The sequence below is a fragment of the Amycolatopsis sp. DG1A-15b genome, assembly GCF_030285645.1.
Classification (GTDB): domain Bacteria; phylum Actinomycetota; class Actinomycetes; order Mycobacteriales; family Pseudonocardiaceae; genus Amycolatopsis.
Window position 1 is genome coordinate 2,914,407 of sequence record NZ_CP127296.1, and the last position, 14,723, is coordinate 2,929,129.

Annotated in this window: 15 protein-coding genes and 1 tRNA gene; 4 read left to right on the forward strand and 12 right to left on the reverse strand. The window is 71.0% G+C overall.

The window, feature by feature from the left end:
• Window positions 1-14: 14 nt before the first annotated feature.
• The 7 genes from lacZ to QRY02_RS13310 all read right to left on the reverse strand — a co-directional run bounded on the left by lacZ (window position 15) and on the right by QRY02_RS13310 (window position 7,846).
• Window positions 15-3,674, reverse strand: a complete 3,660-nt coding sequence (gene lacZ, locus QRY02_RS13280) for a beta-galactosidase, LacZ type (protein ID WP_285991840.1) — start codon at window positions 3,672-3,674, stop codon at window positions 15-17.
• A 262-nt stretch (window positions 3,675-3,936) separates the two neighbouring features.
• The gene (locus QRY02_RS13285; protein ID WP_285991841.1) at window positions 3,937-4,221 is read right to left on the reverse strand and encodes a glycoside hydrolase family protein; all 285 of its coding nucleotides are present in this window, start codon (window positions 4,219-4,221) and stop codon (window positions 3,937-3,939) included.
• Between the two features lie 324 nt (window positions 4,222-4,545).
• Window positions 4,546-4,764, reverse strand: a complete 219-nt coding sequence (locus QRY02_RS13290; RefSeq protein ID WP_285991842.1) for a hypothetical protein — start codon at window positions 4,762-4,764, stop codon at window positions 4,546-4,548.
• On the reverse strand, window positions 4,758-5,054 hold the full coding sequence (locus QRY02_RS13295; RefSeq protein ID WP_285991843.1) for a tetratricopeptide repeat protein: 297 nt from the start codon (window positions 5,052-5,054) through the stop codon (window positions 4,758-4,760). The genes QRY02_RS13290 and QRY02_RS13295 overlap by 7 nt, the downstream gene beginning before the upstream one ends.
• 303 nt (window positions 5,055-5,357) lie before the next feature.
• Entirely contained in the window at window positions 5,358-6,953 is a 1,596-nt protein-coding gene (locus tag QRY02_RS13300) for a cellulase family glycosylhydrolase (RefSeq protein ID WP_285991844.1), read from the reverse strand.
• 204 nt (window positions 6,954-7,157) lie between these two features.
• Window positions 7,158-7,643: a nucleoside 2-deoxyribosyltransferase domain-containing protein gene (locus tag QRY02_RS13305; protein ID WP_285991845.1), complete on the reverse strand. Its 486-nt coding sequence runs from the start codon at window positions 7,641-7,643 to the stop codon at window positions 7,158-7,160.
• Window positions 7,644-7,774: 131 nt separating this feature from the next.
• Window positions 7,775-7,846, reverse strand: a tRNA-Glu gene (locus QRY02_RS13310).
• Window positions 7,847-7,989: 143 nt separating this feature from the next.
• Here QRY02_RS13310 and QRY02_RS13315 point away from each other — a divergent pair.
• Window positions 7,990-8,859, forward strand: coding sequence for a hypothetical protein (locus QRY02_RS13315; RefSeq protein ID WP_285991846.1), 870 nt, complete (start codon window positions 7,990-7,992; stop codon window positions 8,857-8,859).
• Between the two features lie 85 nt (window positions 8,860-8,944).
• On the opposite strand, the gene QRY02_RS13320 is transcribed toward QRY02_RS13315, so the two are convergent.
• A complete protein-coding gene (locus QRY02_RS13320; protein ID WP_285991847.1) occupies window positions 8,945-9,820 on the reverse strand; it encodes a helix-turn-helix domain-containing protein in 876 nt (291 codons plus the stop codon).
• Window positions 9,821-9,884: 64 nt separating this feature from the next.
• Here QRY02_RS13320 and QRY02_RS13325 point away from each other — a divergent pair, with 64 nt between their 5' ends.
• The 3 genes from QRY02_RS13325 to QRY02_RS13335 are packed head-to-tail and all read left to right on the forward strand — an operon-like array spanning window position 9,885 to window position 11,738.
• Window positions 9,885-10,511 (forward strand): DsbA family protein, encoded by a 627-nt coding sequence (locus tag QRY02_RS13325; protein ID WP_285991848.1) that lies wholly within the window; start codon window positions 9,885-9,887, stop codon window positions 10,509-10,511.
• A gap of 22 nt (window positions 10,512-10,533) precedes the next feature.
• Window positions 10,534-11,340 carry an MBL fold metallo-hydrolase gene (locus tag QRY02_RS13330; RefSeq protein ID WP_285991849.1) on the forward strand — a complete coding sequence of 269 codons (807 nt, stop codon included), beginning with the start codon at window positions 10,534-10,536 and terminating at the stop codon, window positions 11,338-11,340.
• Window positions 11,331-11,738, forward strand: coding sequence for a nuclear transport factor 2 family protein (locus QRY02_RS13335; RefSeq protein WP_285991850.1), 408 nt, complete (start codon window positions 11,331-11,333; stop codon window positions 11,736-11,738). The genes QRY02_RS13330 and QRY02_RS13335 overlap by 10 nt, the downstream gene beginning before the upstream one ends.
• Before the next feature lie 6 nt (window positions 11,739-11,744).
• Here QRY02_RS13335 and QRY02_RS13340 read toward each other — a convergent pair whose 3' ends face one another.
• From QRY02_RS13340 to QRY02_RS13355, 4 genes are read right to left on the reverse strand one after another with little or no spacing between them, the layout of a single operon-like run.
• The gene (locus QRY02_RS13340; RefSeq protein WP_285991851.1) at window positions 11,745-12,785 is read right to left on the reverse strand and encodes a hypothetical protein; all 1,041 of its coding nucleotides are present in this window, start codon (window positions 12,783-12,785) and stop codon (window positions 11,745-11,747) included.
• A gap of 55 nt (window positions 12,786-12,840) precedes the next feature.
• Window positions 12,841-13,278 (reverse strand): hypothetical protein, encoded by a 438-nt coding sequence (locus QRY02_RS13345; protein ID WP_285991852.1) that lies wholly within the window; start codon window positions 13,276-13,278, stop codon window positions 12,841-12,843.
• Window positions 13,279-13,309: 31 nt separating this feature from the next.
• Window positions 13,310-14,170 carry a DUF3592 domain-containing protein gene (locus QRY02_RS13350; RefSeq protein WP_285991853.1) on the reverse strand — a complete coding sequence of 287 codons (861 nt, stop codon included), beginning with the start codon at window positions 14,168-14,170 and terminating at the stop codon, window positions 13,310-13,312.
• Window positions 14,171-14,180: 10 nt separating this feature from the next.
• On the reverse strand, window positions 14,181-14,708 hold the full coding sequence (locus QRY02_RS13355; RefSeq protein ID WP_285991854.1) for a hypothetical protein: 528 nt from the start codon (window positions 14,706-14,708) through the stop codon (window positions 14,181-14,183).
• Window positions 14,709-14,723 lie beyond the last annotated feature (15 nt).

The window sequence follows — 14,723 nt, forward strand, 5'->3', positions numbered from 1 at the left end:
CCCGGACTACCGGCTCACACGCGCTGGAGGGCGAAGCGCTGGTTGGCACCGCCGCCCGGGGTCCACTGCGAGATGCGGGCGCCGTCGGCGGTCGACGCGTTGAACACGTCCATCGCCAGGCCGCTCTGGCGGTTGACCAGGCTCACCGTGCCGCCGCCCTGGTCAACCACGCGCCACTGCTGGCTCGCGGCGTTGGAATCGGGTTGCTGGCTGATGTCGGCGCCGGTGCTCGAACTCGCGACCTGCAACACCAGGCCGCTGTGCCGCACCCGAATCCGGTAGTAGCCGCTACCCGAGTCGACGAAGTCGAACTGCTGGTTGAGCCCGCTGGACACCGACCACTGGATCAGCAGCGCTCCGGCCGCGGTGGACGCGCCGTTGATGTCCGCGGCCTTGCCGCTGTGCTGGGCCACCAGCCGGTAGTACACGCCGGTCTGCGGACCGCTGCCGCCGCCCGCCGTCTCCATCGGTCGCCGGGACAGCGCCAGGGCCTGGCCGACATCCGGCAGGGGCCGCAGCCGGTAGGTGTAGGAGTAGTCCCGGTTGGCGAACAGCTTGTACTGGTCCAGAGTCTGCGCGCCCCAGCTGTCGTTGCCGCCGACACCCATCTGGCGGTGGTTGAGCCGCAGCACGACCTCCGACCGCCGCGTCAACTGGTAGTCGTGCCGGGTACCGGTCGACAGGTCCTCCGGGGTGAAGTGCGACGCGTTCACCTCCAGCAGCGGTTCGCCGAACGCGAGCAGGCCACGGCCGCTGCCGTTGACCAACGCCGCCCACCGCACGTCGGTCTTGTTGCCGTTCTCCTGCGGCCGGATGTAACCGGTCCACTGCCCCGAGACGGTCGAGGAGTACACACCGACGTCGGACCCGCTGTTGCGGTCCCAGTGGTTCTCCTCCGGCCCACGGCCGTAGTAGCGCATCTGCTCCAGGTCCGCGGGCAGGAACAGGATCGTGCCCACCTCCGGGATGTACGGCAGGCTGGCCGCCCCGGGGTGCAGGGTGTTGTCCACCTTGATCTCCCCGTTGCCGTACACCGTGTACGTCGTGGTGTACGTCGACGTGGCGCTGGTCGGCAGGGTGCCGGTGACCGCGATCCGGACGGCGCGGTCCGACGGCTTGCTGACGGAGAAGCCGGTCACGGTCCGGTCCAGGCCGGCACGCCGCCAGGTGCCGTTGCGGCTGGGCTGGCCGTTGCCCCGGTCGTTGTCCGTGGGCGCGCGCCAGAAGTTCGGCACCGGGCCGGAGTTGACCAGCCGCACGCCCATCGCGTCGAACGAGCTGATCGTGCCGGTCGCCTTGGCGAAGACGACGGTGAAGTCCGTTCCCGCGACGGTGACGCGGTCACTGGCCTCGGTGACCGTCAACGCCGGCACGTCCGCCACCGGTGTCGGCACGACGGGCGGGCTGGAGAAGTTCACCGGGAGCTGTTGCCGCGCCACCTCGTACCCCGCGTCGGCCCAGGCCGTGGTGGTCGTAAGGGTGAACGACAGTTCGAGGAAGTGCTCCTCCCCCGGCGCCGGGGCGGTCGGCCGCTGCACGGGCAGCTGCACGGTCTTGCTCGTCAACGGCGCGATGTCGAGCTGCGCGGCGGTGAGCGCTCCACTTTGGACGACTGTGCCGTCGGCGACCAGCGCCCACCGGCCGGTGAACTCGTTGACGTTGGTGAACAGGTTCTCGTTGGTGATCTTGACGACCCCGCTGGTGAGGTCCGCGCCCGCCGAGACGGTGATCGCCTGGTAGACCCGCTTGACCTCGGCCGCCTTGCCGGACGGCCGCCGGTCCGCGGTGACGATGCCGTTGGCGCAGAAGTTGCCGTCGTTGGGGTTGTCGCCCCAGTCGCCGCCGTACGCGAGGTAGGTCCCGCTGCCGCCCGACGGGATCGGCCGGCGCAGGCCCTGGTCGACGAAGTCCCAGATGTACCCGCCTTGCAGGATCGGATAGCGCCGGACGATGTCCCAGTACTCCTTGAAGTTGCCGGTGGAGTTGCCCATCGAGTGCGAGTACTCGATCATCACGTACGGGCGGGTGTCGGAGGTGTCCCTGGCGCGGCCCTCGACCGTGGACGGGCTCTCGTACATCCGGGACCGGATGTCGCTGACCTCGCGCCGGTTGTCGCCCTCGTAGTGGACGATCCGGGTCGGGTCGGCCGAGCGGATCGCGTTGCGCATCGTCACGAAGTTGCTGCCGCCGCCCGCCTCGTTGCCGAGCGACCAGATGACGACCGACGGGTGGTTCTTGTCGCGGTGCACCATCTGGACGGCCCGGTCCACGACGGCCGCGGTCCAGGCGGAGTTGGAGTCGGGGTAGTTGTCCCGCACGCCGTGGGTCTCCAGGTTGGCCTCGTCCATGACGTAGATGCCGTACTCGTCGGCGAGGTCGTACCACACCGCATTGTTGGGGTAGTGCGAGGTCCGGACGGCGTTGATGTTGAGCCGCTTCATCAGCTTGATGTCGGTGACCATGTCCTCGCGGGTCAACGCCTGCCCGCGGTCGGGGTTCGTCTCGTGCCGGTTGGTGCCGCGCAACGACACGGGCTGACCGTTGATCCGCATCAGGCCGCCCGAGAGCGTGAACTCGCGGAAGCCGACCCGTGCCGACGCGGTCTGGGTGACCGCGCCGGACGGGTCGCGCAGTTGCAGCACGGCGGTGTAGAGGTTCGGGTGCTCGGCCGACCAGAGCTTCGGGCCCTGGACGGCCTGGGAACCCTGCGCCGTCGCGTCCTGCCCGACCGGCACCGCGCCCACGTTCACCGGTACCCGCAGGGGCGACGGCCAGACGGCCTGCCGGTTGGCGTCGTAGAGCTGGACCTCCACCGAGTACGTCCCCGACTGCTGCGCGCCGCGGTTGCGCACCGCGACCTTCACCGCCAGGTCGGCGTTGGTGTAGTTGTCCCGCAACGGGGTGGTGAGCGTGAAGTCGCGCAGGTGCACCGCGGGCACCGAGTACAGGAAGACCGGCCGGAAGATCCCGGACAGCCGGATCATGTCCTGGTCCTCCAACCAGTCCCCGTCCGGGAACCGGTAGACCTCGACCGCGACCAGGTTGGAGCCGGCCCGGACGTAGTCGGTGACGTCGAACTCGGCCGGCGTGTACGAGCCCTCGCGGTACCCGACCTTCGTTCCGTTGACCCACAGGTAGAACCCGGACTTGACGCCCTCGAAGTGCAGGTGGACCCGCCGCCCCTGCCAGGCGGCCGGGAGGTCGAACCGCCGGCGGTACTGGCCGACCGGGTTGAACCGCGTCGGCGCGAACGGCGGCTGGGCGTTCTCGTTCTGCCCGTTGGCGCCCCACCAGGGGTAGGTGTAGTTGACGTAGATCGGGAAGTCGTAGCCGTGCTGCTGCCAGTTGGCGGGCACCGGGATGGTCGGCCAGGCGGTGTCGTCGACGTCGGTGCGGTGGAAGTTCAGGTCACGGTCGGCGGGCTTGGCGACGTGCTTGAACCGCCACGTCCCGGTGAGGTCGAGCCGGTACGGCGACGTGGTGCGGTCGGCGTCCAGCGCCTGCTGGAGGTCGGCGTACGGCATGGAGGTCGCGTGCGGCGGCTCCGAGTTGACCTCGAAGATCCCGATGTTGTTGTTCCACTCGGGGTAACCGTTGGGCGGGTCCACCCACGCCGCCGCGGCTTCGGGTGCCGCGCCGGGAGTGCCCGACGCGATCCCGCCCGGCAGGGCCACGGCCCCCAGAGCGGCGAGCCCCCGCCGAGAACCGTGCGCCGGCGGATGGATCGTCCTTGGTCCTGCGGGTCGATCATCATCGTCTCCCGTGAGTGCGTGGAACTGTGGTGGGGGCGTCAGGTCCGCAGCTTCCGCTGCCGGTTCAGTCCGGGCTGTGCTTCGACATCGCCCAACGCGGGCACGACCAGCGGCACCGGGATCGTCGGTGCGGGGTGGGTGCGAGGTGGCCGACCGCGCGACATCCGGCTGGGGCGCGGGCTCTTCAACGGTCGGGAACCCCGACCCGCTGATCGGAGTAGCTCGTGTTGTCGATGTGCAGGTACATCACGTACATCCGGGTGGTGGCGTTGTAGAGCACCTTGGGCCGTTCCACGATGCGGTTCGGCCCGAGGTCGCCACTGGCCTGTTTCGCCAGCGCGATCCCCTGGTGGGTCCAGTTCGCCAGATCGGTCGACGTGTAGCAGGGGATGTCCTGGAAGGCGGTGTCCGTACGCCGGGCTCCGAGGGTGAAGGTGCTCGCCGCCGCGTGGGCCGGTTCGCCTGGCACCTCGGAAGCTGGTGCGGTGAGCTGGACATCGGTGCCCTCTCCACGGGAGCAGTCGGCGTCGAACCGGTTCGCTCGATGGGTTCGCCAGGATGGTACGAACCCGGTCGGCGGCAGGTCAACGACGTCTTGCGCCCGACGGCGGCAAGTGATCATCCGCCGGACGTCGCCGCAGCCCGGGGATCGCCATGGATCCCTTCTGCCGTCTCGATATCGGCGAGTGTGACCCGAGCGGATCCGGCAGCCACTCCCCGACGGCGAGACCGCGCGGGACGTGAAATTTACGCCCAACCGCGCAGGCCGTCGAATCGGTTCGAAGGTGGCCAGTCACTGGCTGCGCAGCACGATCTCCAGGTTGCGCGCCACTTCCTCCGTCAGCGGGTCTGCGGCTCCGAACGCCTTCAGCGCCGCCTGGTACGCCGCCCGGAGGGTCACCGCGGCAGCCTGCTTGTCCCCGGTCATGTACTGCGCGACACCGAGCGTCTTGGCGGTGTCGATCGTGTCGGGGTGCTTCTTCCTCAGCTTCCGCGTGCGACGGCTCAGCACGTCCCGCAGCCTTCGTCCCACGCCCGCAGCAGGGAGAGGGTGCAGCCGAGGTTGTGGCCGTACTTCAGGGTTTTCGGGTGATCCGGCCCCAGCGCCGAGACCGCCCGGCGGCGGGCTTCCCGGTGGCTGCGCGCGGACTCGGGCAGCCGCTCGCGCCGGAACTGGGTGGAGCCCAGGAGGTCGAGGACGGCGAGGGTGCCCGGGTGCTCCGGACCGGCCGTGGTCTCGCAGTCGGCGAAGAGGGAGCTCAGGCTGAGCTCCGCCACGGCGAACTGGCCGGCGTCGCACATCGCTCCCGCGGCGCGGGCACGGCACCCCGAAGCGCAATTTCACGATCACCGGCGACCCGACGATCGTGGGCTCGAGGATCTCCGGCTCGTGGACCGACGAGCAGGGCCGGGCCCGGTACAGCTGCGTCTGGCAGTACGACCAGTACCCGATCGCCCTGGTCGTCACCGGTACCTCGGCTTCGTCGGTCCCGCCCGGCCTGCGACGCGGTGACCGTCTACAACAACGCCCAGCTGGCAGACCGCGTCGGAAGAACAGGACGTGGCCTGGCTGCGGCGCCCGGCCGGCGCCGCAGCCAGGACCGGTCACGTGGTGCAGGCCGCCGCGTTGAGCGTGACGGCCGACGGTGCGCCCGACGTGCCGTTGGCGGTGAAGCCGAGCGACACGGCCGCTCCCGCGCCCAGAGACGGGTTGTAGGACGGCGCGGTCACGGTGACCGTGGTGCCGCTCTGGGTGAAGGTGCCGTTCCAGCCGCTGGCGACGGTGGCCCCGGCGGGCAGGGTGAACACGACCTTCCACGGATTGGCGGCGCTCGTCGCGGTGTTGGTCACCGTCAGCGCGCCTTGGAAGCCGCCCTGCCAGGAATTGTCCAGTTTCCACGCCGTCTTGCACCCGCCGGTGCCACCGCCGGACGTGGGGGTCGTGGGTGTCGTCGTCGGGTCGGGCCCGCCGCCGGCCGGTGGGATGAGGTAGGGCTGGAGGATGCTCTGCTTCGCCTGGTTGACCGTGGTCCAGTCGTCGTTGAGGATGCCGCCCGTGTCGCCGGAGTTGGGGTTCCACGACCAGTAGGTGAACGAGATGCCGTTGACGCCGGTCCCGGTGTAAGCCATCAGCTTTTCCAGCCACACCTTGTCGACCGGGTTCGCCAGCGTGGTGCCGAACTCGCCCATCATCAGCGGCGCGATGTTCTGCTTGTACAGGTAACCCCAGTACTTGTCCCAGATCGCGGTCAGGTTCGCCGGGTAATCAGGCGCGCTGAACCACGGCTGGTTGTAGACCGAGGTGGCGTACTCGTGCGGGGAGTACACCAGCCGGCCGGGCACCGACAGGCGTACCGGGAACTCGCCGGCCTTCGACAGGTTCCCGCCCCACCAGCCGCAGTCCTCGTCGTTGGACGGGTCGCCGTCCCACACGTTCGACAGCCCGCCGCTCGGGCAGCTCACGCCCTCGACGAAGATCAGCCAGTTCGGCTGTACGCCCAGGATCGCGTTGCCCGCGCGTTCGGCGGCCAGCCGCCAGTCGCGGGCGGTGTCGCCGCAGCCCCAGCACGCGCCGGTCGCGGCCGGGTTGGTGCCCTCGGCGTGCGGCTCGTTGTGCAGGTCCGCGCCGATGACCGTGGTGTTGCCCGCGTAGCGCTGGGCGAGCGTCTTCCAGTCGTTGATCCAGGTGCTCTCCGGGACGCCCGCGGTGTACCAGAGCGGGGTCTGCCCCGAACTGGTCGGCCGGTGCCGGTCGAGGATGACGCGCATTCCCTTTTGGCCCGCGTAGCCGATCACCTTGTCGAGGATCTGCAGTGGCGAGAGCCCGATGAGATCGGGATTGGTGTAGTCGTTGATCCCGGTGGCCTTGGCATCGGGTTTCAGCGCGTCGTCGGAGAACGGCACGCGCAGCGTGTTGTAGCCCAGCTGAGCCATCTGGTCGAGCTGCTGGCGCCAGGTGCGGCTGGACCACAGGCCGTGGAAGGTCTTGTTGTCGGTCTCCATCCCGAACCAGTTGATGCCGGTCAGCCGGACCGTCGCGCCCGTGTTGTCCAGGATCTTGTTGCCGCTGGTGTGCAGGTATCCGCTACCCGTACCGCTTGCCGCCGCGGCGGCCTGGCCAGTCGCGCCCAAGGCGACCAACCCGCTCGCGGCCACGACAGCCGCGGCCAGCGCGCCGAACGCCTTTCTCCACTGCGTCATCTGCTCTCCTTTGAGCAATACCCGATTCCTGGGAGCGCTCCCAGAAAGTAGGGTAGCGAACGCGGTCACCCTGTCAAGGGTGCTCGGCCTGCACCCGGCGGCGAGCGCGCTGGGAAGCGAGCCTTTCCACCTCGGCGTCGTCCTCGGCCTCAAGGCCGGCGGTCGATGACCGGCACACAGCGGTGAGGCTCTCCAGAAGGGCGATCAACCGTGTGCGGCTTCGATCGCCGCGGTGAGGGTGTCGTCCACCGTGGACCACACCGGCATCCCCGGGCGGTTGATCCGGCACTGCAGGTGGACGTCGTGCTCGCGTGGGTAGCCGGGGTCCGCGCCGACGACGATGCGCCGTCCCTCCCCCAGGGCCTGCCCGAGCTCGAACAGGGCGATGGGCTGCGTGGTCTTCGCCGCGTCCGAACGGGGGAACCAGAACAGGGTCAGCCCGGCCAGCCGCAGGTGGTGCTGCTCCCAGCTGACCTGTTCGAACGCCGCGCCGGGGTCGTGGATCGGGAAGTCCGCCCGGCACGGGTTGAACACGATCAGGGGCCGCGGCGCGCCCAGCAGCGTGCGCACCGCGTGCTCGTGCCACGGCTCGGCCACCGCGGTGATGCCACCGGCCAGGAACACCGACGGCGGATCGCCGGGCCGGGGACGGTGGTAGGTGGGTGCCTCGACGTACCGGTCGGTTTCCATGCGCTTCTCCTCTGCCGTGGTGCTCCTGCGGTGCAACGCGCCGGAAGTGCTCGCCCGACCACCGTTTTCGGGACGGTTGCCTTACCGGACTCGGCCAATCATCCCGGCACGACAACGGATTCGCGTCGTGCTGGTCGAGGCGCCAGGAGTCGAACCTGGTTCTTCGCCTTGAAAGGGCGATGACCTAGCCAGCAGTCCCATCGGCCGTGAACCGGCGTTCCGCTGTTGCCGGGGTATTGCGAGCAGCCGGCGGGCACTACCGAAGCTCGAAACCCGGGTTCGGTAGCGCCCGGCCCGGCGCAGGCTGGACACGTCCCGCTGGGGGCGCGATCGAATGGAGGGGGACGTGGTGAACACCGTGGATCCGGCGGAGGCCCGCCACGAACGGCTCGAGCGGTGGCGCGGGCACCGTGGGGTGCTCGCCGGTGCGGTCGCCGCTTCGGTCGCCACCCTGGGTTCGGGCGCCCTGGCCGGGTTGGGGTTCGGCGGGTTCATGGAGCAGTTCCGGACCATGGCGATCGACAGCGTCTTCGCCGACCGCGGGGACGGGGAGCCGCCGTACGTCGTCGTCTGGGGCACGCTCGGTGTTCTCCTCTGTCTCGTCACGGCCACGCTCGCCGGTGCCCTCGTGCGGCGCTACCGGGGACGTTCGGGGGGACCCGTGTTCCCGGTCGTCCTGGCGCTTTCGGGGAGCACAGCCGGCACCTGGGTGTCGGCCCGGGATTGGCTCCCTCCGCTCGCGGTGGGCACCGCGGTGGACCCGGTGTTCCACGAGGACGAGACCTGGGGGTTCTGGGCGTGGGTGTTCTACTACGCCGACTGGTGGGCGCCCGCGCTGCTGCTCGGCCTGACCCTGCTCGCGGCGGCGCACGCGGTGGCCTCCGGCTGCCGGCACGCCGAGCTGGCCCGGACCCGGGATCGCCTGCTGGCGCACGGCTGCCGGGTGACGGCGGACGTCATCGAAGTCAAGCTCCGCCTCGCGAGCGACGAGTCGGGCACCCGGATCGTAGGCTCCACCGTGACCGTGTCCTACCCCGACGCGGCGGGCGTCCGGCGCTGGGCGACCCGCCGCTCCCGCGACACGGGGCTGGTGATCGGGCCCGGCGGTGCCGAAGTGCTCTTCGACCCGGCGCGGCCCGGCGACGAGAAGTCGGTCTTCGTCGCGCTCCGACGGTATCCCGTCCCCGCCGACTGGCTGCCCGCCGGGCGCGCCTGAGCCTCGCCGCATGGGGAACGTGCGGCGGATACCTGATGTCCGTCATGCGGGTAGGCGAAGCCGCAGTCGAGCGAGACCCGCGGCCTCAGCGTTGCGGTCTGACGCGGTCCCGGAAGCCTGCCGGTGTCATGCCCGTGCGGTACAGGAAGTACTTGGAAAAGTTGGACGGGTCGTCGAAGCCGAGCTGTTCGGCGGTCCGGGCGATCGTGTCGTGCCCGTGGGCGAGCAGGCGCTTGGCTTCGAGCACGACGCGTTCGTCGATGAGCTGCTTGGCGGACAGGCCGGTGTTGTCGCGGGCCAAGCGGTTGAGGGTGCGGGTCGAGTAGCCCAGGCGGGCGGCGTAGTCGGCGACTTTGTGCCAGGTGCGGAAGTTCGCCTCGAGCTCGTCGCGGAACCAGAGGAACGCCTGGTGCGTCGGCGGGCGGTGGCCGCTGCCTTCCTGGCCGGCCAGGACGAGGAGGAGCAGGGCCGCGGCGAGGGCGCGGGCCAGTGCGGCGTCGCGGAGACCCGCGGCCGGCGGTGCCGCGGCGGTGGCCAGTGCGGCGTCAAGAGCAGCCGCCGCGGGGGTGCCCGCCATCGTGGCGGCGGTCCAGTGGTTCGGGGTGGTGACGTCCGCGGCGCGGATCAGTTCCCGGGTGCCGCTGTCGATCGCGGCCGGGTTGATCAGGAAGACCTGGCCCTCGATGCCGTCGATGGCTCCCCATTGCTGCACCTGCCCGGCTCGCACCCAGAGGACGTCGCCGGGTCCGAGCGGGTAGCCGGTGAAGTCGACGGTGTGCACGGCGCTGCCCGCCTCGAGCCGGATCAGCAGGTCGAAGCCGAGGCGTTGCGGGGCAACGAACTCCTGCGGGCCGGCGCGGGCCCGCATGCGCGCGAGCGAGGTGAGCTCGATCTCGCCGGTCACGCCGGGCGGCGGGTCATACCGGACAGACCGGATGGCGGCGCGCGCGGGATGTCCCATTTTTACCATGGTACGTCCGGTCACGACCGTGAAACCCGCAGGTCGGCTTCCTAGGCTGAGGGGCATGAAAGCGAGATTGACCTATGTGTTCGACGCCTACTGTGGCTGGTGCTACGGCTTCGGCCCGGCGATCCGCGACTTCGCCGCCGCGAACGCCGGGCGGATCGAGCTCGACGTCGTCAGCGGCGGCCTGTTCACCGGGGCGCGGGTCGCGCCGATCGGCACCATGCCGTACGTGGCCGACGCCAACGCGCGCATCGCCGAGCTGACCGGGGCTGAGTTCGGGCCCGGCTACCGCGCACTCGTCGCCGACGGCCGCTTCGAGATGGACTCCACGGCGGCCGCCGCCGGGTTCGCCGCGCTGCGGGCGGCGGCGCCCGGGCAGGCACTGGCCGCCGCGGAAGCGATGCAGCGGGCATTCTACTTCGACGGGCTGAGCCTGTCCGAGGCCTCGACCTACCGGCACATCGCCGGACTGCTGGGCCTGGCCGCCGACGACGTGCTGACCGCGTTCAACGCCCGCACCGGGGCGGCCCAGGACTTCACCCGTGCCGCCCGGCTGGGCGTTACCGCCTACCCGACGCTGCTGCTGCACACCGCGACCGGTGTGCTGCGGCTGGGCGGCCCGGCGGCCACGGCCACGCAGCTGACCGCCGCCCTCGACCGCCACCTCGCCTCCGTTTCCCTCTGACACGCGAAAGCAGGACCTGACCATGAGTTCCCTGAGCTACCGGATCATCGACGCCGCCGACACCTCGCTGAACAAGACCAGCGTGCTGGTCACCGGCGAGACCGAGGCCGTCGTCGTGGACGCGGCCTTCACCCGGGCCGACGGGCACCGGATCGTCGCCGCGCTGCTCGACTCGGGCAAGCGGCTGACCACCGTCCTGATCACCGCCGGTGACCCGGACTTCTACTTTGGCGCCGAGGTCATCGCCGACGCCTTCCCGGAGGCGGTGTTCCTCGCGCCCGCCGACGTCATCGAGCACATCCGCGACAGCTACGAGAAGAAGCTGGCCGCGTGGGCGCACCTGGGCGCCAACCTGCCGACCCGCCTGGTCGACATCGCGCCACTGACCACGCCGTCGGTCACCGTGGACGGCGTCGAGATCGAAGTACGCCGCGGCAGCACGGCACTGGGCGACCGCGCCTGGTACCTCTTCGAGCCGAAGGGACGCGCCCTGCTCGGGGGCGTGCTCCTGTTCGAGGGCCTCCACGTCTGGACCGCCGACAGCGCGAGCACCGAGCAGCGCGCGGAATGGCTGCGCGTCCTCGACGAGCTCGAAGCGCTCGAACCCACCTTCGTCGCCGCCGGTCACCGCGTGGCGGGGGCACCCACCGACCTGACGGCGATCCGGCACACCCGCGAATACCTGCGGTTCTTCGAGAAGACCGTCACGGACGCGGCCGACGCCGCGGCGGCCGAGGAAAGCCTGCTGGCCGCCTACCCGGACGCCGGGCTGAAGATCGCCGCTTCGCTCGGCACCAAGGTCGCGAAGGGTGAAATGACATGGGGCTGACCGACGACACCGCGCCCGCCGCCGTCGTCCGGCGTCAATACCTCGCCTCGGCCGCGGGCGATCTCGCCGCCCTGCGCGAGACGCTGGCCCCGGACGTCGAGTGGACGGAGATGGCCGGGTTCCCGCTCGCCGGCACCTACCGCACCCCGGAGGGCGTCACGAGCGGGGTCATGGAGAAGCTCGCGCAGGACTGGGACGGCTGGGCGGCCCACGACGACACCTACGTCGTCGACGGCGAGAACGTCGTCGTGCTGGCCCGCTACACCGCGACGCACCAGGCGACCGGCAAACCGTTGAACGTCCGGGTGGCCCACCACTTCACGGTGCGCGGCGGGCTGATCGTCCGGTTCGAACAGTTCACCGACACCGCCCTGGTCCGCGACGCGGCCACCGCCTGAGGGCGATCACCCCGGCGGCAGGGCCACCGAAGCACTGCCGCCGGGCCCGCTCACGGTCGCGCGGACCGTGAGCGCGGCCGGCAGCCGGACGACCGTGACCTGCCAGGTCCGCGGCGAGCCGACGTCGTGGGTGCCGCCGGCCTGGGCGACCAGGTCCGGGATGCGGTCGGCAGGCACCTCGCGCAGGTCGAACCGCTGGACGGCGGAATCGGCGGGCGCGAAGACCACCGAAAGCCGGTGCTCCTGGATGACGGCGGTGAGCACCTGCGAGACGTCCGCCCCGCGGGCGAGGGCGTCGACGGCCCGGCGCAGCTCCCCCGCGTCCAGCAAGGACTGCTCCGGGCCGACGGTGATCGTCGCGGAGCTCGAAGCGGACGTCACCGTGGTGGACGACGATTCTGATGACGAGGCCGGCTCTTCGGCGACCGGCTCCGGGCTGAACAGCTCGGCGCGGAACAGGCCGAGGACGGTGGCCGCGCCGAGCAGCAGCCCGATGAACACGACCACGGTGAACCCGCACCCCTCCGGCGGCCGCTGGACCAAAGTGGACTCGGGCGCGGGCTCGACGACCGTCTCCGCCGCGCGGCGCGCCCACTCCGGCGCCGGGTGCGGCACAACCTCGGCCCGCCACGGCTGCCCCGGCGGGTACTCGACGACGAGGACGTCACCCGCCCGGTAGCGCGGGAGGTCGACCAGGTTGACGTGGTGGGTGGCCTCGACGCGGAACGACGGCGCAGCTTCGGGCGCGACCGTCAGGACCAAGGTGAGCGGGACGTCCCCGGTTTCGGTGCCGCCGGCGCGCAGGCTCTCGATCCGCGCGAGGGCGACGCGGGGAACGACCGCCGCCTCTCGGGCACGGCGCGGTATGCCGGCGACGAAGAACAGGACACCGTAGCCGAACGGGAGCCCCAGGCCGGCCAGGAACACCGGCACGCTCTCGATGACGACACCGGTGACGCCGGCGCACAGGGCCGCTCCGATGACGCCGCCGGTGAGGAATCCGCGCGCGAGGGCGACCGGACCGAGGTGGGTGGGCGCAGCTGACATGGACGTGCTCCGGATTCTCGATGGGACTGCTGGGGACCCGGCCGATGGCTTCGGGTCAGCTCCGCTTGCGGCTCGCGATCACGTCGGAGAGCTGCCGCACGTGGGCGGGGTCCGCGTCCCGGGCAAGGGCGACGTAGTGGTCCATGACGGCCGGCCGGTAGCGCACGGGCAACGTCCGTCCTGGGGCGAGCCGGGTGAGTTCGGTGATCGTGAGGCTTTCGTCGGCGACACCGCGGAACGAGATGCCGTCGGCGGTCTCCACGTCGAACATCAGGACCACGCGTGGATTGCTGTTGACCTCCCGCCAGTCGACGAGAACGCCGAGCGCAAGCACCCCCGTACGCAGTTCCGCGTTGCGCTTCCACGCAGCACTGCTCAGCAGCGGGTTCGGGGCGACGCCCGGGAAGCCGGGTCCGGCGCCGAGCGATTCCCGGCTCAGGTCGGGCCTGAGCAGCACCATCAGATCGTTGAGCTTCTTCTTCGAACCGAACATCTTGACTCCTGTCTGTCCACCTGAACCCTGCCTATTCGTCGGACACGCCCCAATCGAACGGCGGGCCCGGGAACGCCGCAGCCGGATCCGGTTCCACCAGTACCTCGTCCGGGTCCCGGGGGTCGTAGCGGACCAGCACCGTCGAGCCGCGGGCCGGGGCCTGGAACAGCGGCGTGACCATGGTCGTCACCACCGTGCGCTCCCCCGACTCCGTGGGGAACCGGACGTGGACGACGAACCGCGGGTGCCCCATGATCCAGACGCTCGTGAACTCCACGTGCGTCACGTGGCCGGTCACCTGGCGGCCGCCGCGGCGGAGGCTCTCCACGCGGTCGTCCGCCTCCGCCGCGGCGAGGAAGGCCCGCAGCAGCACCACGATCACGACCAGGGCCACCAGCGCGGACACCGCGGGCAGCAGGTACGGCTCGTAGTAGACGACCCAGTCCACATCGGACCACGGTGTGGACTTGCCGTCGGCCTGGGACGGCAGCCGCTGCCCCACCGACTCCGGCGGGCTCCACGACGGGATCGCCACGCCGGTGCCCAGCGCCACGCCCAGAGCCGCGGCCAGCGAGCTCGCCCGGAGGCCGACGCCCAGCCGGGACAACGACAGGCCGTCGCCCCACAGCATCGCGAAGCCGAGTGACGACGCGACCGTGATGGCGACGCTGAAGAACAGCACGAGTGAAACCACCGGGCCCGCGTCGGCCCCCCACGCGTCGACGCGGTTCAGTGACATCAGCCGGAAACCGTCCAGCAGCCCGAGCGCCCCGGACCAGCCCACCGCCGCCCAGGCGAGCGTCGTGGGCACGCCGAGCAGCCACAGCCGCCGTCCCGCCCGGCGGGCCGGCCGCGGATCGCCCGGCAGGCCGAGGTCGAATGCTCCGAACACGGCGCCGCACCTAGGCGATCGGGCCGAACACGGCGACCTTCGCCGGGTCGGCCGGGTCGAGGCGGGCCTCGTGGCGGGTGCCGGGCGCGTACTGCTGGATGGTCGCCTGCGGCGTGATCAGCGGGGTCACCGTCCGGTAGGTGGTGCCGTCGGCGCGGGTGACCTCGAGCGTCGCGGTGTACCGGGCCTGCCCGGCGACGGTCCGGTCGGTCGGCTCCAGGGCCCGGACGACCAGGCTGGCCGGCTCGCCGGTGTCGTACAGGCGGCGCAGTTCCGTGCCGTAGGCCTGCAGTTCCTGCTGCTGGCGCAGCTGCTCCTCCATCGGCAGCGCCAGGAACGCGGCCATGTCCGGGTCGGCGTTGAGGTTCCGGAACGCCTGGGCGGCCAGCTGCGGGGTCGGCAGCTGCGGGGTGATGTCGTACCCCTGGGCCGCGGCCGCCCGCCGGAACTGCTCCGCGTGCTGCTGGAACTCCTGCGCGCCACGGGCCGCGCCCTGCTGGGTCGCCTCGTTGACCTTGTCGCGGATCTTCTTGAACATCGGCCCTGCCTTTCG

Bases quoted from the DNA above. Each gene is read 5' to 3' on its own strand.
- QRY02_RS13295 (WP_285991843.1), bottom strand. From the start codon at position 5,054: ATGTGCGACGCCGGCCAGTTCGCCGTGGCGGAGCTCAGCCTGAGCTCC.
- QRY02_RS13300 (WP_285991844.1), bottom strand. From the start codon at position 6,953: ATGACGCAGTGGAGAAAGGCGTTCGGCGCGCTGGCCGCGGCTGTCGTG.
- QRY02_RS13305 (WP_285991845.1), bottom strand. From the start codon at position 7,643: ATGGAAACCGACCGGTACGTCGAGGCACCCACCTACCACCGTCCCCGG.
- QRY02_RS13320 (WP_285991847.1), bottom strand. From the start codon at position 9,820: ATGGGACATCCCGCGCGCGCCGCCATCCGGTCTGTCCGGTATGACCCG.
- QRY02_RS13325 (WP_285991848.1), top strand. From the start codon at position 9,885: ATGAAAGCGAGATTGACCTATGTGTTCGACGCCTACTGTGGCTGGTGC.
- QRY02_RS13330 (WP_285991849.1), top strand. From the start codon at position 10,534: ATGAGTTCCCTGAGCTACCGGATCATCGACGCCGCCGACACCTCGCTG.
- QRY02_RS13335 (WP_285991850.1), top strand. From the start codon at position 11,331: ATGGGGCTGACCGACGACACCGCGCCCGCCGCCGTCGTCCGGCGTCAA.
- QRY02_RS13340 (WP_285991851.1), bottom strand. From the start codon at position 12,785: ATGTCAGCTGCGCCCACCCACCTCGGTCCGGTCGCCCTCGCGCGCGGA.
- QRY02_RS13345 (WP_285991852.1), bottom strand. From the start codon at position 13,278: ATGTTCGGTTCGAAGAAGAAGCTCAACGATCTGATGGTGCTGCTCAGG.
- QRY02_RS13355 (WP_285991854.1), bottom strand. From the start codon at position 14,708: ATGTTCAAGAAGATCCGCGACAAGGTCAACGAGGCGACCCAGCAGGGC.